At 71.2% G+C, this 17,783-nt stretch carries 19 protein-coding genes; 11 read left to right on the top strand and 8 right to left on the bottom strand.

Features of this window, described 5'->3' with window-relative positions; translation table 11 throughout:
• Positions 1-68 precede the first annotated feature (68 nt).
• The gene (locus tag AMIS_RS40930; protein ID WP_014446044.1) at positions 69-815 is read left to right on the top strand and encodes a hypothetical protein; all 747 of its coding nucleotides are present in this window, start codon (positions 69-71) and stop codon (positions 813-815) included.
• 186 nt (positions 816-1,001) lie between these two features.
• On the opposite strand, the gene AMIS_RS29215 is transcribed toward AMIS_RS40930, so the two are convergent.
• Positions 1,002-1,292: a hypothetical protein gene (locus AMIS_RS29215; protein ID WP_157435127.1), complete on the bottom strand. Its 291-nt coding sequence runs from the start codon at positions 1,290-1,292 to the stop codon at positions 1,002-1,004.
• Between the two features lie 74 nt (positions 1,293-1,366).
• Positions 1,367-1,885 (bottom strand): hypothetical protein, encoded by a 519-nt coding sequence (locus AMIS_RS43465; protein ID WP_014446042.1) that lies wholly within the window; start codon positions 1,883-1,885, stop codon positions 1,367-1,369.
• Between AMIS_RS43465 and AMIS_RS43460 the strand changes: the two genes are divergently transcribed.
• A complete protein-coding gene (locus AMIS_RS43460) occupies positions 1,884-2,318 on the top strand; it encodes a cupin domain-containing protein (protein WP_172666633.1) in 435 nt (144 codons plus the stop codon). The two genes, AMIS_RS43465 and AMIS_RS43460, sit on opposite strands and share 2 nt — an antisense overlap.
• Here AMIS_RS43460 and AMIS_RS29200 read toward each other — a convergent pair.
• Entirely contained in the window at positions 2,305-4,359 is a 2,055-nt protein-coding gene (locus AMIS_RS29200; protein ID WP_014446040.1) for a helicase-associated domain-containing protein, read from the bottom strand. The genes AMIS_RS43460 and AMIS_RS29200 overlap by 14 nt on opposite strands.
• Before the next feature lie 124 nt (positions 4,360-4,483).
• Positions 4,484-5,419, bottom strand: a complete 936-nt coding sequence (locus AMIS_RS29195; protein ID WP_014446039.1) for a saccharopine dehydrogenase NADP-binding domain-containing protein — start codon at positions 5,417-5,419, stop codon at positions 4,484-4,486.
• 71 nt (positions 5,420-5,490) lie between these two features.
• Here AMIS_RS29195 and AMIS_RS29190 point away from each other — a divergent pair, with 71 nt between their 5' ends.
• On the top strand, positions 5,491-6,426 hold the full coding sequence (locus tag AMIS_RS29190; protein ID WP_014446038.1) for a helix-turn-helix domain-containing protein: 936 nt from the start codon (positions 5,491-5,493) through the stop codon (positions 6,424-6,426).
• Here AMIS_RS29190 and AMIS_RS29185 read toward each other — a convergent pair whose 3' ends face one another.
• A complete protein-coding gene (locus tag AMIS_RS29185) occupies positions 6,427-7,356 on the bottom strand; it encodes a TIGR03619 family F420-dependent LLM class oxidoreductase (protein ID WP_014446037.1) in 930 nt (309 codons plus the stop codon).
• A gap of 142 nt (positions 7,357-7,498) precedes the next feature.
• Entirely contained in the window at positions 7,499-8,092 is a 594-nt protein-coding gene (locus AMIS_RS29180) for a TetR/AcrR family transcriptional regulator (RefSeq protein WP_014446036.1), read from the bottom strand.
• Positions 8,093-8,137: 45 nt separating this feature from the next.
• On the opposite strand from AMIS_RS29180, the gene AMIS_RS29175 reads away from it, so the two are divergent.
• The 5 genes from AMIS_RS29175 to AMIS_RS29155 all read left to right on the top strand — a co-directional run bounded on the left by AMIS_RS29175 (position 8,138) and on the right by AMIS_RS29155 (position 13,515).
• Complete coding sequence (locus AMIS_RS29175; protein ID WP_014446035.1) at positions 8,138-8,995, top strand: Vgb family protein; 858 nt, start codon at positions 8,138-8,140, stop codon at positions 8,993-8,995.
• A 59-nt stretch (positions 8,996-9,054) separates the two neighbouring features.
• Positions 9,055-9,669 (top strand): permease-like cell division protein FtsX, encoded by a 615-nt coding sequence (locus AMIS_RS29170; protein ID WP_041830131.1) that lies wholly within the window; start codon positions 9,055-9,057, stop codon positions 9,667-9,669.
• Entirely contained in the window at positions 9,666-10,244 is a 579-nt protein-coding gene (locus AMIS_RS29165) for a SigE family RNA polymerase sigma factor (protein WP_014446033.1), read from the top strand. Before AMIS_RS29170 ends, AMIS_RS29165 begins: the two co-directional genes overlap by 4 nt.
• 261 nt (positions 10,245-10,505) lie before the next feature.
• Positions 10,506-12,872 (top strand): choice-of-anchor L domain-containing protein, encoded by a 2,367-nt coding sequence (locus AMIS_RS40925; protein WP_014446032.1) that lies wholly within the window; start codon positions 10,506-10,508, stop codon positions 12,870-12,872.
• Positions 12,873-12,975: 103 nt separating this feature from the next.
• Entirely contained in the window at positions 12,976-13,515 is a 540-nt protein-coding gene (locus AMIS_RS29155) for a snapalysin family zinc-dependent metalloprotease (RefSeq protein ID WP_014446031.1), read from the top strand.
• Between the two features lie 146 nt (positions 13,516-13,661).
• On the opposite strand, the gene AMIS_RS29150 is transcribed toward AMIS_RS29155, so the two are convergent.
• A complete protein-coding gene (locus AMIS_RS29150) occupies positions 13,662-14,225 on the bottom strand; it encodes an NADAR family protein (protein WP_231859117.1) in 564 nt (187 codons plus the stop codon).
• A 69-nt stretch (positions 14,226-14,294) separates the two neighbouring features.
• A complete protein-coding gene (locus AMIS_RS29145; protein WP_014446029.1) occupies positions 14,295-15,089 on the bottom strand; it encodes a carbon-nitrogen hydrolase family protein in 795 nt (264 codons plus the stop codon).
• A gap of 75 nt (positions 15,090-15,164) precedes the next feature.
• Here AMIS_RS29145 and AMIS_RS29140 point away from each other — a divergent pair, with 75 nt between their 5' ends.
• The 3 genes from AMIS_RS29140 to AMIS_RS29130 all read left to right on the top strand — a co-directional run bounded on the left by AMIS_RS29140 (position 15,165) and on the right by AMIS_RS29130 (position 17,763).
• A complete protein-coding gene (locus tag AMIS_RS29140) occupies positions 15,165-16,136 on the top strand; it encodes a glycerophosphodiester phosphodiesterase family protein (RefSeq protein WP_014446028.1) in 972 nt (323 codons plus the stop codon).
• Between the two features lie 74 nt (positions 16,137-16,210).
• Positions 16,211-17,380, top strand: a complete 1,170-nt coding sequence (locus AMIS_RS40920) for a WXG100-like domain-containing protein (protein WP_014446027.1) — start codon at positions 16,211-16,213, stop codon at positions 17,378-17,380.
• Positions 17,377-17,763: a hypothetical protein gene (locus AMIS_RS29130; protein ID WP_014446026.1), complete on the top strand. Its 387-nt coding sequence runs from the start codon at positions 17,377-17,379 to the stop codon at positions 17,761-17,763. Before AMIS_RS40920 ends, AMIS_RS29130 begins: the two co-directional genes overlap by 4 nt.
• Positions 17,764-17,783 lie beyond the last annotated feature (20 nt).

Genomic DNA, 17,783 nt, shown 5'->3' with positions numbered 1-17,783 from the left:
CGCGACCCGGGTCCACGCTGATCGACTGTTGTCGCTAAAGTGGCCTGCTCCAGAGACGGGGAGGTCACATGAACGTGCGGATCATGCGCGGCGGGGTGGCACTGGCCATGGCCGCCGCGCTGGCGCTCAGCGGCTGTGCAGGCAACGACACGTCCGGCGGTGACTCGGGCGGCGACACCAAGGCCGCCGAGTCCACCAAGGAACCGGCCGCCGCGCTCGTCGACGCCGCGAACAAGTTGCAGCAGGAGTCCTTCAAGGCCGTCATCAACATGGGTGACCAGGGCACGATGAACGGCGTGATGGACCCGGTGAAGAAGACCGGCGAGTTCATCCTGGAGGCCGAGTCCGAGGGCACCGACATCAAGACCGAGATGCGCATCGTCGACGGCGCGAACTACATCCGCATCACCATGCCCGGCTCGGACATCCCCGGCATGGACGGCAAGACCTGGCGCAAACTCAACGGCGCCGGCGGCACCGGCACCATCGGCGCCTTCGACGCCACCGACACGGTGCGCAGCCTGGAGGCCGCCACCGACGTCAAGTGGGCCGGCGACGACACCGTGACCGGCACGATCGACCTGTCCAAGGCCGGCAAGCAGCTGGGCATGGGCGCCGCCGACGTCGAGAAGCTCGGGGCGAAGACGGTCCCGTTCGAGGCCGGCATCGACGGGGAGGGTCGTCTGACGAAGTACACGCTGACGATTCCGGCGGTCGGCACCCAGCCGGAGGTCAAGATGGACATGACCTACTCCGACTTCGGGGTGCCGGTGGACATCAAGGCCCCGGCCGCTTCCGAGATCGTCACCAGCTAGCACTCCTGGCGCGGCATCGCCGGGGCGGTGAGCGGTTCGCGTGTGTTCACCGCCCGCGGCGCGATGCCGCGAAGCTGAGCGATCGTGCATGTCGGAAACGTCCGAACGCCGCGCGATGCGGCGGATCAGCGCTGCGGGCCAGCTGGTCCCGGCTGACTCTCAGCGCTCTCCGAGCACCTGCGGCTTTCAGGCACCCGTCATGCCGGCGGCGAGGAACGCCACCAGGATGACCAGGAGACCTCCCGCGACGGTTGTCACGGCGATGGGGCGGGCCCAGTGACGAACCGGCTGGGTGAGGCGAGCCGCCACGGCGGCCAGCAGCCCGAGAGGAACGACGAAGAGTTCGAGGACGCCGAGGAACCCCGCGTAGGCGTTTTCCGGCCCGCTGAGGGTGGCTGCCATCCACGCCAGGATGAGCACGTGCGGGACGGCGGCCAGGAGGGCGCCGGTTCGTGGCCGGGCTCGCGTCGGGGACATGTGTTCAATCCTCGTGGATGACCTCGGGTTCATAACCCCCGGTATCGGAGGGCCGTTGAAGAGGTTTGTTTTCTCTAGCGCGGTGATTCCTGCGAGCGCGCCTTGCGGACGTCGTTGAGCTGCATCGCCAGCTGGCCGACGAACTCCACGCCCGCCATCCGCACCGCCAGCGCCCTTGTGGGGTGCGGGTGACCGTTGCGGGTCAGCCTCGCGAGCCAGCGCTTCTCCAGCTGCCGGCGCCCCACCATCGCCGCCACGCCGATGCCGATCCCGCCGGCCATCAGGGCCGCCTTGCGTTTGTCGAAAGGCGGCTCGGAGTCCGGCGGGGAAGCGTCGTCCGACGCCGTCAACGACGCTGCGCCCTCGGCGGCCAGATACGGGCTCGCCCCGATGGCCGGCCCGATCCGATCGTCGGAGTCCGACGCGTCCTTCGGGGCGGCCACCCACCCCACCGCCGCGACCGCCGCCACGGTTCCCAGGCGGGCGAGCCGGCGCTTCGCCGGGGACAACTCACGGGCCGCGATCCACGTGCTGCTCAGAACGGCCTGCAAAGCCGCCAGCCCGACAGCACGCCCATACGAAGCAGAAGCCATGACCACGACCGTAACCCCGTCAGTCAACAAGATCGCAACGGGGAGGATCATCGGCCGCATGGACTTCGCGATCATCCCTGAGGCCTCCGTGCCCAGCTCGCCGGCCGCTGCCGACAAGTTCACCGGCGGCGTGTGGCAGGCCGACGTCCTGCCCGCCACCCAGCCCGGCGGCATGCGTGGCAACCGTTTCACCTACGCCCCGGGCGCCCGCTCCCACTGGCACATCCACACCGGCGAGCAGGCCCTGGTCGTCCTCTCCGGCCGCGGCCTCATCCAGTGGGAGGGCCTGGACGAGCCCAAGGAGATCAGCCACGGGGATTGGATCCACGTCCAGCCCGGCGTCCCGCACTGGCACGGCGCCACCGACGACAGCACCTTCGTCCACCTGGCGATCACCGCGACCGGCGAGACCGACTGGATCAATCCAGTTTGAGCAACCGGTCCGCGAGCGCCACCGGATCCGCCAGCATCGGCGCGCCGGACGCGGGCACGGGCACGGGCGCGGGCGCGGGCTTGCGCTGCCGGACCACGGACACCACGGGACTGCCGTCGGCCCGGACCTCAGCGGGCGCGTAACCACCCTCCCGCAGCGCGACCAACGTCTCCGCGGGCGGCTTTCCGCTGGCGGCCACCGTCGGCGCGAGCCGGACCAGCCGCAACCCCTTCAGCGCCCGCGACGCCACGATCTCGTCGAGCAGCGACTCGTCGGTGCTGCACAGCACGCACCCCACGGCCCGCACCTGGACCCGCCCGTGCTGCCGCCCGACATCCTTGATCAGATATTCGAGGGGCTGCGGCAGCCGCCCGTCCTCGGCGACCGCGGTCAGGTCGGTGACCAGTGACGCGGGCGTCGCCCCGGCGTCGAGGGCCCGCAGCACGCTCGCCGGCGTGAACCGCCACGTCCACGCCCCGCTGCGGGACTCCGTCGAGGCCGTCTGGTCGAGCAGGGCGAGCAGCGCCGCGGACGGGGTGCCGGTGACGACCGCCGTCAGATCGTTCTGCAGCACCACCGTGGTCCGCGCCGGGGGAATCAGCACGGCGAGATGGGCACGCAGCGCCTCGGCGTCGCCGGCGAGCAGTTGCCGCCCCAGCAGCGTGATCGCGCCGTGGGCCAGCAGCCCGAGCAGGTGCGCCTCCCGCCAGATCCCGGCGACGAACCGGTCCAGATCGTCCCGTGCGGCCTCGGTGAGGAAGGGCATGTGCCACGTGAGGAGTCCCGGGAGCTCGGACGGGTCCAGGCTCTGCCCGGGAACGGTCACGCTGGCCAGCAGGCCGATCACGCCGGCCCGCAACCCGGAGAGCACCGCCTCGTCGTCGTAATCCCAGGAGAGCGCCGGGTCACCGGCCGAGCCCGGCGCCAACGGGCACGCCGGTAGTCCCAGCCAGGAGTCGGCGAGATCGAGCAGCTGGCCGGGGGGCTCCATCGTGGCGTACTCCTCGAAGCCGTCACCGAGAGCCAGCACGCGCTCCGAGCCGCCCACCATGCCGCCGGCGGTCATCACCTCGACGGCGAACCGGATCCGATCCTCGTCGCGGCCGGCCGCCTTCGCCATGCGGCGCAGCTCGCGGATGCCGATCCCGCCGTTCTTCAGCACCGTGACCGAGGTGTGCCCGATCAGCTCGGTCACCGCCGTGACGAGCGACAGCATGTCCGCCGCCGCGGCGGCCGACTCCCGCTCGACCAGTTCGGCGTCGACCTCGCCGAGCGGCGGACTCGGTGGCTCCGGGGTGAACGGCACCGCCCCGCCGCGCAACGCGAGCGCCACCTCCGCGGGCATCTGCACACCGGAACCCCACGGGGACCGCACGACCAGCCCGCGGTCGACCGCCCACGGCGGCGCGTCCATCTGCGCGCCCAGCATGATGCCACCGAATCCGAACGGATCCAGTGACTGCTGGGCGATCCGGGACAGGGATGTGCCCACCGACGCGGGCGCCTGCGCGACGAGCGCCCGCACCTTTTCCGCATCACCCAGCCATGCCGCCAGCTCGGCGACCGCGGCGCGTTTCGTGCGGCCCGGCGTCACGCCGAGGGCGGCGCCGATCTCCCGCAGCGCCACCACGTCGAGCTGCTGCAACAATTGCGCCGCGGTGGGGCCCAGCCCCAGCGGATGCGGCCACATCACCCGCAGATGAGACCCCGCGCCCGGCCACACCAGCCCGCGCCCGGCCAGCACACTCAGCGTCTCGCGCAGGAAGGGGTCATCGGCCGGCACGCCGAGCAGGTCGGCCAGCCGCGCGACGGTCCAGCCGTCACCGAGCGCTGCCACCGCCTCCGCGACCTGCACGTGGGACAGGGCGGACAGGCTGAGCGTCCGGATGATCGACTCCTGCCGCAGCAGTCGCCCGGCGAGCTCGCCCAGCGACCGCGGAGCCGGCTCCTGCAGCACGTCGAGCCGGGCTGTGAGCAGCGCGGACAGCTCTTCCGGAGAAAGAGTCCGGAGGTGGGCGGCGAGGTGTTCAGGCGTCGGCACGCCGCCAAATTACGCGCCCATCGGCCCGGCGGCGACAGCCGAATTCCCCTCCGGGTGACGGCTGAGCGTGATGACCTGCGCCTTTTCCCTCCATGGAACTCCGGAAAGTCTCCGCGGACCCCGATCAGTGGACCGTAACCGTGAGGTGCGCCGACATCGCCCGCAGGAAGTCCGTCGCGTCGAACGCGGCGCCCGCCGAGAGCACACCGGCGCCCCGCGTCCGCCCGTCCACGATCCGGGCCACCGCCTCCACCGCCAGCGGCGCGCTCACCGCATAGATGTCCGAGCCGGTGGCCGTGATCCGGCGTTCCACCCCGTCACGGCGCACCCGGACATCCACCACGAACGTCTGCGCCGTCACCGCCGACGAGTCACCCGCCGTCAGGTCGGCCACCGCCTCGACGTTCATGTGGCAGCGCACCACCGGCACCTGCACGTGACTGGGAACGGTCACCACGTCCGCCATCGAGAAGTCCGCGATCACCGGGCGCGGCCCGGACGGGAACTCCCACTCCACGACCGGCAACTCGTCGTCGTGATACTCCAGCCGCCCACCCGCGAACCGCACCCGCCGGCCGCCGCGGCGCTCCCGCGACACCGCACCCGACGCCACGGTTCCCGCTGTCGGATGCCAGCTGCTCAGGCCGTACCCCATCAGGATCTCGTCCGCCGAAGAGCCCTCCAGAACCGCGGTGACCAGCAGATCCCCGAGCCCGCCGAAGAACGCCATGGCCGGCACCACCACGACGTGCGCCTCCCGGGCCGGCGCGGAGAACAGCGTGAACGTGTCCACGTTCGCCTCGATCTCGGCCGCCACGTCCACGTAGCCGATCCCGGCCCGCAGCGCCGCCGCGATCACCGGACCCGCCGTGGCCGCGAACGGCCCGGCACAGTTGATCACCGCAGCCGCCCCGCGCAGGGCCCGGTCGAGCGACCCCGGATCATCGACCGACGCCTGCTGCCGACCGATCTCGATCGGCTCGAACCCGCGCGCCGCCAGTTCCGCCACCACGAACCGGCCGGTGTGACCGAACGCCCCGAACACCGCAACCTTCACCATGCCGGGAATCCTGTCCGGGATGAGAAGGACGGGACAGTGTCCGGAACGACACGACCCGTACAATTCCCGACATGGGATCCGTGGCCATCGCCGCCACCGACGGCATGCTGCACTTCGAGCTGGCGATGGCCTGTGAGGTGTTCGGGGCGAAACCCGACGCCATCCCCGGCCCCTGGTACGACGTGACCGTCTGCGGCGACCACCCCGTCCGTGCCGGCCGCTTCCACGTCCGGCCCGACCGCGGACTCGGCCACCTGGCCGACGCCGACACGGTGATCGTCCCGGCGGTGACCGATGTCGACGCCGAGATACCCGCCGACCTGTTGAAAGCGGTCACCGCGGCCTCTCGGGCGGGCGCCCGAATGGTCTCCCTCTGCACCGGCGCGTTCGTCCTCGCCGCTGCCGGGATCTTGGACGGCCTGCGGGCCACCACCCACTGGGCGCACACCGATCAGCTCGCCACCCGTTACCCGGAGGTCACCGTCGACCCGGACGTCCTCTACGTCGACAACGGCAACGTCCTGACCTCGGCCGGCAAGGCCGCCGCCATGGACCTCTGCCTGCATCTGGTCCGTCGTGACCACGGCCCGGCGATCGCCAACATCGTCGCCCGCCGCCTCGTCGTCCCGCCGCACCGGGCCGGGGGACAGGCACAATACGTCACCACGCCGGTCCCCGACCAGGACGACCATCCGCTGTCCGGCCTGCTCCCGTGGGTGATGCAGCGCCTCGATCAACCGTTGACCGTCGAGGATCTGGCCAGGCGGGCGAACATGAGCGCACGCCATCTGACCCGCCACTTCCGCGCCACCACCGGCACCACCCCGTTGCAGTGGCTGCTCACGCAGCGTGTCCGCCGCGCTCAGGAGCTCCTCGAGAACACCGACCACGGCATCGATCTCATCGCCGCGGCGGCCGGGATGGGCACCGCCACCACGCTGCGCCGTCACTTCCAGCGCAGCGTGGGGGTCCCGCCGGACACGTACCGGCGCACGTTCCGTACGTGATCACAAACGGGCACGCACCAGCTCATGCAACTCGGAAGCCTTGTCGATCAACTCGCCGACACCCTCCACCGCGGCCGGCAGCGTGATGTAGACGTGGTCCGCGCCCGCCTCCGCCAGCGCCGCCACATCCTCCGCCAGCTGCGCGACATTCCCGGCATAAGGGGGCCGCGGCGACGCCGTCGACTCGGTCAGGTCGAGGGTGCCGATCTGCACCGTGCAACTGATCTCCGCCGGATCGCGCCCGAACTCCTCCGCCATCACCCGCAGCCCGGTCAGGGACTCCTTGACCTGCGCCGGCGTCACCCCGCTGGCCACCCAGCCGTCCGCGCGCCGGGCCACCCGCCGCAGCGCCCGCTGGGTGCCGGCGCCCAGCAGAATCGGGATCCGCCGGGCCGGCTTCGGTCCGATGTCGGCCGTCGACACCTCGAACCGGCGCGTCTTGAAACTGACCGGATTCGGTCCCCACACCTCCGCGGCGATGTCCAGGAAGTCATCCAGCGCCCGCCCGCGCTCGGAGAGCGGGACGGCGCCGACCGCCGCGAACTCGTCCGGCGACCATCCGGAACCCAGCCCCGCGATGAGCCGCCCTCCGCTGGCCGCGTCCAAGGTCGCGAGTTCCCGGGCCAGCCGCATCGGCAGATGCAGCGGCACCACCAGAACACCCGTCCCGAGCTCGATCCGCGACGTCACCGCTGCCGCCGTGGAGAGCGTCACGAGCGCGTCCGCGACCCCGCGATACCGCTCCGGCCAGGGCAGACCCGGCACGCCGTAGAGCCCGTGCGGCCCACTCTGGTCCTCCGGAACGAGCACCCGCTCGAACACCCAGAGACTGTCGAAACCGATCTCCTCCATCGCCCGAGCCGCGGCGACGACATCCTTGCCGGGGACGAAGTGCTGGAATTGGGGCAGACTGACACCGAGTTTGACCATGCTTCCACGATTCCACAAAGGACCCCGAGATTGGGGTACGCCCAGACCGCAGTCCCCGAGAAGCCGCGCGACCCGCTGCCCGCTCCCGGCCGTCCGGCGAGCTACGGCGACGGGTGCATGGTCACCCTTTTCGGTCACGCCCTCAGCGGGCCGCGGCCACTCCCGCCCGTGCGTACCGCTCGGCGAGATCATCGGTCACCGGCGCCCGCATGAGCACGATCTCGTAGAACACCGGCGCGCACGCGGCGACCAGCACCGTCCGCGCCTCGACATCCGCCCCGATCTCGCCCCGTCCGGCGGCACGGGACACGACCACTCCCGCCCGCGCGAACCGGTCCTCCCAGAAGTCCCGCAGCGCCCGCGCGGCGGCCGGCGACCGGAACGACGCCGCGATCAGCGCCGCCGCGATCGGCGGTCGCTCCGTCAGCGCCGCCACCACCTGCCGGTTCACCTCGATCAGATCACCGAGCAGCGTCCCGGTGTCCGGTGGCTCCCAGGGCAGCTCCCGCGCCGCGTCGAACGCGTCGGCGAGCAGCCCGCCGGTGTCCCGCCAGCGCCGGTAGACAGTGGTCCGATGCACTCCGGACCGCCCGGCGACGGCCTCCACGGTCACCCCGTCGAACCCCTGCTCCACCAGGATCGCCATGATGGCGGCGAGGACCCGCTCCCGGGTGCGAGCGGTCCGCCCGCCGGGCCGGGCCGCGCCGGAGGAAACGGGTTGCGCGACACTCTCCATGTCGTTAATGCTACAACAGTAGCGTTAGTGAATGGAGGATCACGGATGACCATCGCGATGCCCGGACAGGCCCCCTATGCCGTCGCCGGCGACCACACCGGCGCCCTGTGGGTGACCGTCCTGACTCCGCCGGGCCTGGCCCGCGTCACGCCCGGCGCCCCGGAGCCGGTGGTCGACCACGAGCCGCTCACCGATGCCCGGCCGATGCTGCTCAGCGTCACCGCCGACGCGGTGTGGTACTCCCGTTCCGACGACCGTCTGGCCCGCCGGGATCTGACCGGCGCCGGCCCGGGCACCGTCGTCGGCCTGCCGGGTGGCACCGCCCCCTATGGCATCGCCGCCACCCGCGGCGGCGACGTCTGGTTCACCGCCCCCGGCACCAACCAGATCGGCCGCCTCGCCGGCGGCGCCGCGATCACCCTGTTCGACCTGCCGATCCCCGACGCGCGCCCCGCCATGCTCACCGTCGATGCCGCCGGCACACCGTGGGCCGCCCTCAACGGCGCCGCCTGCCTGGCCCGCATCCGCGACGACGTCGTGGAGATCGTGAAACTCCCGGAGGGCCGCACCCCACCGGCTCCGGTCGGCATCACGGCCGCAGAAACCGGGATCTGGTACGCCGACATCGCCGGCGGCAGCGTGGGCCGTGTCGACCCCTCCGGCGAGATCCACCAGTTCCCCTTCGACGAGCCGGCCTGCCGCCCGCACGCCGTGGCCGCCGACGCCGACGGATCCTGCTGGGTCACCCTCTGGGGTTCCGGGGAACTGGCACACGTCACCGCCGACGGAGAGATCACGCTCCATCCCCTCCCCGGCGACGAGCCGCACGGCCTCTGGCTCTCCGAGACGCACGTCTGGGTGGCCATGGAGAGCGGAACGCTGGTCTCCGTCGCGAGGATGTGACCGAAGAGGACGGCCACCCCGTCAATACCGGCAGAGACCCCACCGAAGGAGAGCCTGCCGTGACACCGACCCTGCGAGACCACTTCGACCGGGCGGTCGGTGACGACCCCGGCGCCGCGCTCGGCGACCTGGCGCGGACCGCCATCCTCGACGGCGGCCGGCTGCGGCGCCGCCGGCAGCTGGTCACCGCGGGCGTGGCGGCCGGACTGGTCGCGATCCTCGGCGCCGGGGCCGGTGCCGCGGTGAGCCTGCGGGACGACACGGCACGGCCGCCGATCACCCTGGCGGCGGCGATGATGCCGAGGACCGCGCCGGCCTGCGTGCCGCACCCGGTCGACACCGACGCCACGGACGCGGCGGTCTTCCTCACCGACGAGCTGACCGGCGGGCGGGCGTCAGCGGTGGAGACCGCGCTGCGCGCCGATCCGCGGGTCGCCGCCGTGGAATTCGAGAGCCGCGCGGAGGCGTACCGGAAGTTCACGGCCTTGTGGGCCGACTCGCCGGACTTCGTCGCCGCCGTCGACCCCGCCCAGATCCCCGAGTCGTTCCGGCTGCGCCTGGTCGAACCCGGGCAGTACACCGCGCTGCAGGCGGACTACAGCGCGATGCCCGGTGTCCAGCTGGTCAGCGGCCGCCGGTGCACGGCCGACGCCCCGGTCGGTGGGCTGCTGTGACCGAAACCGGCATCGCCGCGACGCCCGCGCCCGGCACCGGCGTCCGGACCGGCTGGGGCGCCGCCCGCCGTCGCGCCAAGGCCGCCCGTGACCAGGAGTTCACCGCGTTCGTCGAGTCCACCGGCACCCGGTTGCGCCGCAGCGCGTACCTGATGTGCCGGGACTGGCATCTCGCGCAGGACCTCACCCAGCAGACCTTCACCAGGATGTACGCGGCGTGGGAGCGGATCCGCGACGGCACGAACCTGGAGGCGTACAGCAGGCGGGTCCTGATGAACGCCGTCTTCGACCAGCAGCGGCGCCGCAGCGGCTCCGAGATCGTCCTGGCCGACCCGCCGGAGCCGCCCGATCCGGCCCGCGCCGGCACGCCCGAGCTGCGGATAGCCCTGGTCGACGCGCTGGCCCGGCTCAGCGTCGAGGACCGCGCGGTGCTCGTTCTGCGGCACGCCGAGGACCACAGCGTGGACACCGTGGCGGCGATCCTCGGCCTCTCCGTCTCCGCGGTGAAGATGCGCAACACCCGGGCCCTGAGCAGGCTCCGCGACCTCCTCGGCGACGACTTCCCGGACCCGTGAGGTGGCGGCATCCGTCAGTGGCGGTTACGCCGCCACCGCCCCCGGACGCCCCACCGGGAGAGACCGAATGGCCGGGCGAGCACCCACCGGACGGCGTAATTCCCACAGTGGACGCCATTCGGTCGGCATTTAATTCCGGCCGGGCAAGGCCCTTTTTTCGACCCGGAAAACCTCGGCAGAGTACGCGGTGCGCGTCCTTTCGACGTGATCTCCACAGCGATTCCGCAGTTCTCCGCAGTTTTCCGTAGCTAGGAGTAACACATGAGGACCTCGACGGTTTTCGTCGTCGCCGCGTCCCTGCTGGCATTCGGGTCACCGGCCGCGGCGGCGCCGGCGCCGGCCACCGGATCGGTGCGGGTGACGATCGTGACCCCCAGCGGGGTGCCGGCCGGCGTCACCCTCGCCGGCAGGACCAGACAGGTCGCGGCCAAGCCGCCCGAGGGCACGTCCACCGTGGTCACGCTGACGCCGGCGGCCGGGCTCTACGCCGTACAGACGCCGGGGTTGATCTTTGATGGGGTGCGCTATGCCGGGCGGGCGTCGACGCCGGTGGTGCGCGCGACGGCCGGCGGGAAGGCCGCGGTGACGGTGACCTATGCCGCCGACGGCGCGGCCCGGGACCTGCACGCCACGGACGTGACCGCGACCGGGGTGAAACTGTCGTGGAAAGCGCCGGCCGGGGCGAGGTTCGTGCTGCGGCGCACGCCCGGACGGGTGCCGGTGAGCCTGTCGTCGCTCGGCGCCGGAGTGCGGGTCAAGGGCACGACCGCGGTGGACAGCGGGCTGAAAGCGGGACAGCAGTACACCTATTCGCTGTTCACTTTTCACAAGGGCCGGTGGGCCGGTCCGTTGACGATGACGGCGGGCCCGGCATCGGCGGCGGACACGGCGAAATACGTCGCCAATCCCGCCACGCTGCTCGCCGGACCGGCTGATCTGGTGTCGGCGGCGCCCACCGGGTCCGGAGTGCGGGCGGTGCTGCGGAACGGTGTCGCCACGCCGGTGCCCGGGGCCGCGGTGGTGCTGCCGATCTCGGACACGTTGCCCGGTGGGTTCCTCGGTGTGGTGACCGCGGTGGCGGCGGACGGGCGGACGCTGTCGTTGCGGGCCGGAGCGTTGATCGACGCGTTCGACTACTACGAGCTCGACGTGCCGGAGTTCAGCGCGGCGGCTGCGGCGCAGAGCGGGCCGGCCCCGTCGGCCTCGGCGAAATCGGTCGCGCCGAAGGCCCTGTCGGCGAGCTGCGGCAGCGCGAGCGCCGGTGACGAGGTCGTCTTCTCGCCGGACGTGAAGCTCGGCGGACACTTCTCCACGAAGGTCGACAAGTACAGCTTCCTCGGCGCCGACGTGCCGACCGGCGCGTCGGTCGACATGGGACTGACCGTCACGGTGAGCGGCCCGGCCGGCGTCAAGGTGAGCGGGAACCGCAAGTGCAAGGTCGGTTTCTCCGAGGCGGTGAAGCAGCTGTCCGTCTCGCCGGTGCCCATGGCGCTCTCCTACGCGGCCGGCGCCGAGATCAGCATCGGCGGCGCGATGGAGATCGCCAACCTCGGCCTGACCGGCACCGCGGGATTCGAGATGAAGGGATCGATGTCGGTCAAGAACGGCGCCTCGTTCTCCGGCAAGCGCATCCTGGACGCCTCCCCGCTCGCTCCCAAGGTCACCGCCAACGGCTCGGTCGGGCTGAAGGTGGGAGGCGACGTGATCGTCGGCCCCGGCGCCGGAACCAAGGAGGCCGGCGTGATCGCCGGCATCGGTGGCGGCCTCTACCCGGTGGACGCGGCGTTCGGCCCGGTCTTCACCGCGGAGGACTCCCGCTTCAACGCCTGTCTCGAGGCCAAGCTCGGCATGAGCATCGGGCTGTTCCTGACGGTCAAGGTGTTCCTGAGCAAGTGGAGCTTCAGTGAGAAGGTCACGCTCGACGCGCTGAAGGGTTCGCACTCCTACGCCGGCTCGCCGTACTACCTGCCGAAGGACTGCAAGACTCTGGCCGGCGGCTCCAAGGACTCGCTGCTCGGCGACGGCGTCGACAAGGTCGAGGACACCACGGTCGGCGCCGCCGAGCAGTGGGGTCACGTCGACGGGTTCGTCCCCGGCAAGAAGACCTGGGTGCTGAGCACCGGGCGGATGGCGGACGCGCTCGGCGACCCCGGGAAGTTCGCCAGCACCGCCCTCGGCCGCGACGGTGACGCGGAGCTGACCGAGTTCGCCGGTCACCCCACTCACGACGCCGCCTCGTACCAGGTCAAGCTCGTCCCGGCCGGAGACACGCTGCACGTCCGCTACGTCTTCGCGAGCGAGGAGTACCCGGAGTACGTGAACAGCTCCTACAACGACGTGATGGCCGTCCGCGTCGACGGCAAGAACTGTGCCCTGGTGCCCGGCACGACCCAGCCGGTGTCGGTCAACACGATCAACGCCGGGGAGAACGCGGACCACTACGTCGACAACGCCGACGGCGCGGCCGGCTACGCCACGAGCATGGACGGGCTGACCAAGCCGCTGACCTGCTCGGTGCCTGTCACACCGGGCAAGGAGGTGACCGTGCAGATCGCCGTGGCGGACTCGTCCGACCAGGTCTACGACAGCGCGATCGCCCTGGTGGACGGCGGTATCTGGACCGACTGAGGTTTGTTGATAGGGGCTAATCGATATGCCGCCACTCATTGATGTTCATCATTGAGTGGCGGCATTGTCGGGATATCCGTTCCCGACCCCCTCGGAGGAAGCCATGCTGCTCCGCAAAGTAGCGGCCGCGATCGTGGCCGCCCTGGCCGTGCTCGGCGTGCAAGCGGTCACCGCCGCACCCGCCACCGCGGCGCCCCGCATCCTGTACTACGACGCCAGCCAGGCCCAGGAGTTCCGCGCCGTGGTCACCCAGGGCGCACAGATCTGGAACAGCCGCGTCACCAACGTCCGCCTGGAACCGGTCCCCAGCGGCAGAACCCCCAACATCCGTGTGTACGCCGACAACGGCTGGCCCCGGACCTACACGAGCTCGCTGGGCAACGGCACGTGGTACATGGGCCGTCAGGCGGTCAACCAGGGTTACTACCAGCCGCGCATCGCCGCACACGAGTTCGGCCACATCCTCGGGCTGCCCGACCGTCGCACCGGTCTCTGCGCCGACCTGATGTCCGGCAGCAGCGCCCCGGTCAGCTGCACCAACGCCAACCCGAACACCCGCGAGGCGACCACCGTCAACAACAGCTTCGCCACCGCCGTGACCGCCCGGCCCCAGACGTTCACCTGGGCCGGCGCCGCGGCATAGTCGTCGGGGAGGCGGGCGGAATCCCGCCCGCCTCCGCCCGGGGCGCTCTTCCTCGAGGACCGCATCTGCGGGGACTCCCGCGGCCACTGCTCAACGGTCCGGCCGCGGCCAACCCCGAGGTCGTCTTCCACTCTTGACCCGTCGCCCTAAGACGCGGCTGCCAGTGCCCGGCGCGCCTCCATGAGCGCGAAGCCCAGCAGGTTGAGCCCGCGCCACCGCGCCGGGTCACCGGCCGCCGGGTCGTCCCGGGTCAGCCCGATGCCCCAGATCCGGTCCATCGGACTCGCCTCGACAAGCACCCGCTCCCCGGTCCCCAGCAGATAGGTCCGCAGGTCAGCATGCTGCCCGAACTTCGCCAGGTTCCCGGCCACCACGATCGGGAACCGGTGCTCGTCCCACGTCCGCTGATCGAACCCGGCCACCCGCCCACCGAGCGTCTTGGCCTGACGCGGATGCGACGCCCCGAGGATCCGCTCCGCCATGGCGTCGTCACCGAACAGCACCGCCTTGTGCCACATCATGTAGTGCTCCGCCGTGGCGAATCCGACACCGTCCACGGTGAAGGCGGCAGGCCACCACTGACTCAGGCACCCGGCGCCGACGCTGCCGTCCCGCTCGGGCTGATGCCCCCAGAAGAAGAGGAACTTGAGCCGTTCACCACGCGCGTGAGCAGCAGCCAGAGCCGCCACATCCGGAACCACCATCGACATGCCCGCCAGTCTGCGCCACCCCACCGAAGATCCGCCGCCCATTTTGTGACCGGCCAGCGCCGACGCCGGCTATGCCACCGCTGGGCGTGTCTGGGTGGGGTGAGCGGTCACCGCCACCACGTCGGTGCGGCGCTGGCCGAGGTACCACTCGCCGGCCTGCGCCAGGTCCACGGTCAGCCGCAGAATTCCGGCATCGCCGGGTGGCAGCTCTCCGAGGACCTCCCCGCGCGGCGACACCACCATGCTCGGACAGTGCTGATCGGGATGGGCGACGTTCGACGCCACCACGAACCGCTGGTTCTCGGCCGCCCGGCTGATCAGGTGGCTGCGCCAGACCCCGGGCGCCTCACGGGGATTCGCCGCGTTCGTCAGGTAGACGAAGGCCTGCGCGCCCGCCGCCGCCAGATGCTGCCACTGCTCCGGGAACCTGATCTCCCGGCACAGCTGAACGGCCACCATCCCGCCCGCCAGCGGAAACGTCGGCAGCGACGAGCCCGCCATCAGCACACCCCGCTCGTTCATCGCGAGATTGATCTTCTGGTAGACCCGGTGGCCGCCGTCCGGCGCGACGATCAGCCCGGCGTTGCACCACCCGCCGCCCTCGACCGGCAGCAGCGATCCGCAGAACACGTGCGCTCCCGAGGAGCGGGCCAGCCGTTCCACCTCGGCGACCGCATCGAGGACCACGGCGGGGCAGAGGTGATCTAAATCGGACAGATCCTCCCCGTACCCGGAAAGCATCCCCTCCGGCAGCACCACCACGTCACCGGTGTGCGCCGCTCCGACGATCTCGCGCACGGTGCTCAGATTCGCCTCGACATCCCACGACACCGGCACCTGGGCCACCACGAACGTCATCAGCATCCGCCCATCCTGGACGACCGTGGCCAGATCGCCGACCTGGATCGCCGGTTTGCGGTCCGCTGTCAGGATGTCGGGATGCCGAAGATCGTCAGGCGGTTGCGGATCCCGCTAGCGGTGCTGGTCGTCATCGTGGCCGCCCTCTGGATCGGTAACACCTCCGCGTTCGAGGACACCGAGGGCCGCCCGCTGCTGATGGCACACCGTGGTCTGGCGCAGACGTTCGACGTCAGCCGGGTGCAGGCCGACACCTGCACCGCGCAGGTGATCCAACCCCCGGCGCACCCCTACCTGGAGAACACGCTGACCTCGATGCGCGCCGCGTTCGACGCCGGCGCCGACATGGTCGAGTTCGACGTGAAACTCACCCGCGACAGCCAGCTCGCCGTCTTCCACGACGCCACCCTGGAATGCCGCACCGACGGCCGCGGCACGATCGCCGATCACACCATGGACGAGCTGCGAAAACTCGACATCGGGTACGGGTACACCGCGGACGGTGGCGCCACGTACCCGTTCCGTGGCAAGGGTGTGGGGCTGATGCCCACGGCGCCCGAGGTGCTCGCCGCGTTCGGCGACCGTGAGCTGCTCATCCACCTCAAGAACAACGACCCGGCCGACGGCGAGGCCCTCGCCACGCTGCTCGCCGGCCTGCCCGGGCAGCGCCGCGGTCAGCTCACCGTCTACGGCGAGGACCGCGCCGTCGAGGCCTTCACCACGCGACTTCCCGAGGTCCGCGCCACATCCCGCGCCTCGATGGAGAAATGCCTCATCCGGTACGCGGCCACGGGCTGGACCGGACACGTGCCGGATGCCTGCCGCAACACTCAGCTGCACCTGCCGCAACGATACGGCCGCTGGCTCTGGGGCTGGCCCCACCGTTTCACCGAACGCATGGCCGGCGCCGGCACCCGCGTCATCCTCACCGCCGATGGAGGCGACTTCTCCGCCGGCTTCGACACCCCCGCCGACCTGGACAACCTCCCGGAAGGCTGGTCCGGCGGCATCTGGACCAACCGCATCGACGTGGCCGCCTCCGCCGTGGACTGACGGGTCTGCCGAGTCGATCCCGAACCTCGGGACGCGCCGACCTGTACATCCCCCTGAGACGGGGGTGTTGATCGGTGACGAGTCCACTGGTGGTCGCCGTGCAGGATTCGACGACCGGATACACCGGAATCGGCGCGGTCGAGGACGCGCGCCAGTTCGCTGCCGCGATACGCAGCGGGGATTGGGTCGACGGCGCGCTCGGTGGTGCCGGCGTCGCGCTGGAGGCACTGTCCCTCACTGTCGATCCGCTCGGCACGCTGGCGAGCTGGGGTGTCGCCTGGCTGATCGAACACGTCCGCCCGCTGCGCGAAGCGCTGGACCAGCTCGCCGGCGACGCCGATCAGGTGGCTGCCCAGGCCGCCACCTGGCACACCGTCGCCGCCTCCGTCGCCGCTGCCCGGCAGGAGTATGCGGACCGGCTTCGTATCGACGTCGCCGGGTGGCTCGGCGCCACGGGCGACGCGTACCGGTCGCGCAGCGACGAGCACCTCGAGATCCTGGGCGGTCTCTCCGCCGCGGCTGGCGGCATCGCCTCTGGGGTCGAAGGCGCCGGGCTGATCGTCGCGACCGTCCGCGAGCTCGTCCGCGATCTGATCGCCGACTTCATGGCCGTCCTGGCGGTGCGGCTGCCGCAGTGGCTCGCCATGGAGGGGATCACGCTTGGCGTCGCCACACCGCTGGTCGTCGGCCAGGTGGCGAATCTGGTACGGCACTGGGCCGAGCGTCTCCAGCAGCCCCTCCGCCACCTGCTGCGCAGTCTGCGAGGTCTGAGCTCGCTGCTGGGCCGGCTCCGAGCCGCTATGGAATGGCTGACGGAGCGAGCCCACGCCCTCGCGCGACGGTTGTTCGGCCATCCCTCCCCGCCGGACAAGGCACCGCCGGGCGAGGCGGCCACACCGGCGTCGTACGGGCCGTTCGTCGCCCCGGCGACGTACCTCGACCGCCATGGAAGGCTGAGTAACGGCACATACACTGTGAGCAATGAGGCGATGCTGAAGCATCTGGCACTGACGGCGCGGCCGGGCAGGAGCGTGTTCTTGAGCGGGGTCCACGCGGAGAAAGCGGTGCTGGACGCCGCGGCCTTCGCCGACGCACACCAACTCTGGATCCACGACAAGGCGAAGGTGCTGGTCGTGAACGGGCCGGTCGGCATCATCGGCAGGACCGGGGAACTCACCCACTACATCAACGTCTACCGCAACGACCGCGGAGCCGTGCACGGAAGCCCGGGAGGCGCCCCGTGATCGATTTCTCGGCGGTGCTGACCGCGAACCCGCCTCGGCCGTCATGGACCGACAAGGACGCCCTGGACGCGGCGATGGCCCTGATCGACGGCACACCGTTCACGATGGATTGGGACGGGGACGCCGGCGAGGAGTGGATCAGCCTGCTCGACGACACGGCAAGAATCGGCATGATCTCGACGAGCCGGCCCGTCGCCGTTCTCGCCGAGGACAGGGAACCCCTCGCAGCCCGCGCCGCCCGGTTGCCCGTCCATTCGGTGACCGTCCCGTCGTTCACCAGCCAGGTTTTTGTCGGCAGCGACACCGACCTGCGTGCCGCCTTCGGGTCTTCGGTCGACGTGACACCCTTCTCCGCCAACGACCTCTGGTTCGCCACGATCTGAGCGCTTCGGCCGCGTTCTTC

It is taken from the genome of Actinoplanes missouriensis 431 (genome assembly GCF_000284295.1).
In the GTDB taxonomy this organism is placed as follows: Bacteria; Actinomycetota; Actinomycetes; order Mycobacteriales; family Micromonosporaceae; genus Actinoplanes; species Actinoplanes missouriensis.
The sequence above is the reverse complement of the archived record's forward strand: the minus strand, read 5'-3'. Positions and strand labels throughout refer to the sequence as shown.

Bases quoted from the DNA above. Each gene is read 5' to 3' on its own strand.
- AMIS_RS40930 (WP_014446044.1), top strand. From the start codon at position 69: ATGAACGTGCGGATCATGCGCGGCGGGGTGGCACTGGCCATGGCCGCC.
- AMIS_RS29215 (WP_157435127.1), bottom strand. From the start codon at position 1,292: ATGTCCCCGACGCGAGCCCGGCCACGAACCGGCGCCCTCCTGGCCGCC.
- AMIS_RS43460 (WP_172666633.1), top strand. From the start codon at position 1,884: ATGACCACGACCGTAACCCCGTCAGTCAACAAGATCGCAACGGGGAGG.
- AMIS_RS43465 (WP_014446042.1), bottom strand. From the start codon at position 1,885: ATGGCTTCTGCTTCGTATGGGCGTGCTGTCGGGCTGGCGGCTTTGCAG.
- AMIS_RS29195 (WP_014446039.1), bottom strand. From the start codon at position 5,419: ATGGTGAAGGTTGCGGTGTTCGGGGCGTTCGGTCACACCGGCCGGTTC.
- AMIS_RS29190 (WP_014446038.1), top strand. From the start codon at position 5,491: ATGGGATCCGTGGCCATCGCCGCCACCGACGGCATGCTGCACTTCGAG.
- AMIS_RS29185 (WP_014446037.1), bottom strand. From the start codon at position 7,356: ATGGTCAAACTCGGTGTCAGTCTGCCCCAATTCCAGCACTTCGTCCCC.
- AMIS_RS29180 (WP_014446036.1), bottom strand. From the start codon at position 8,092: ATGGAGAGTGTCGCGCAACCCGTTTCCTCCGGCGCGGCCCGGCCCGGC.
- AMIS_RS29175 (WP_014446035.1), top strand. From the start codon at position 8,138: ATGACCATCGCGATGCCCGGACAGGCCCCCTATGCCGTCGCCGGCGAC.
- AMIS_RS40925 (WP_014446032.1), top strand. From the start codon at position 10,506: ATGAGGACCTCGACGGTTTTCGTCGTCGCCGCGTCCCTGCTGGCATTC.
- AMIS_RS29155 (WP_014446031.1), top strand. From the start codon at position 12,976: ATGCTGCTCCGCAAAGTAGCGGCCGCGATCGTGGCCGCCCTGGCCGTG.
- AMIS_RS29150 (WP_231859117.1), bottom strand. From the start codon at position 14,225: ATGTCGATGGTGGTTCCGGATGTGGCGGCTCTGGCTGCTGCTCACGCG.
- AMIS_RS29145 (WP_014446029.1), bottom strand. From the start codon at position 15,089: ATGCTGATGACGTTCGTGGTGGCCCAGGTGCCGGTGTCGTGGGATGTC.
- AMIS_RS29140 (WP_014446028.1), top strand. From the start codon at position 15,165: ATGCCGAAGATCGTCAGGCGGTTGCGGATCCCGCTAGCGGTGCTGGTC.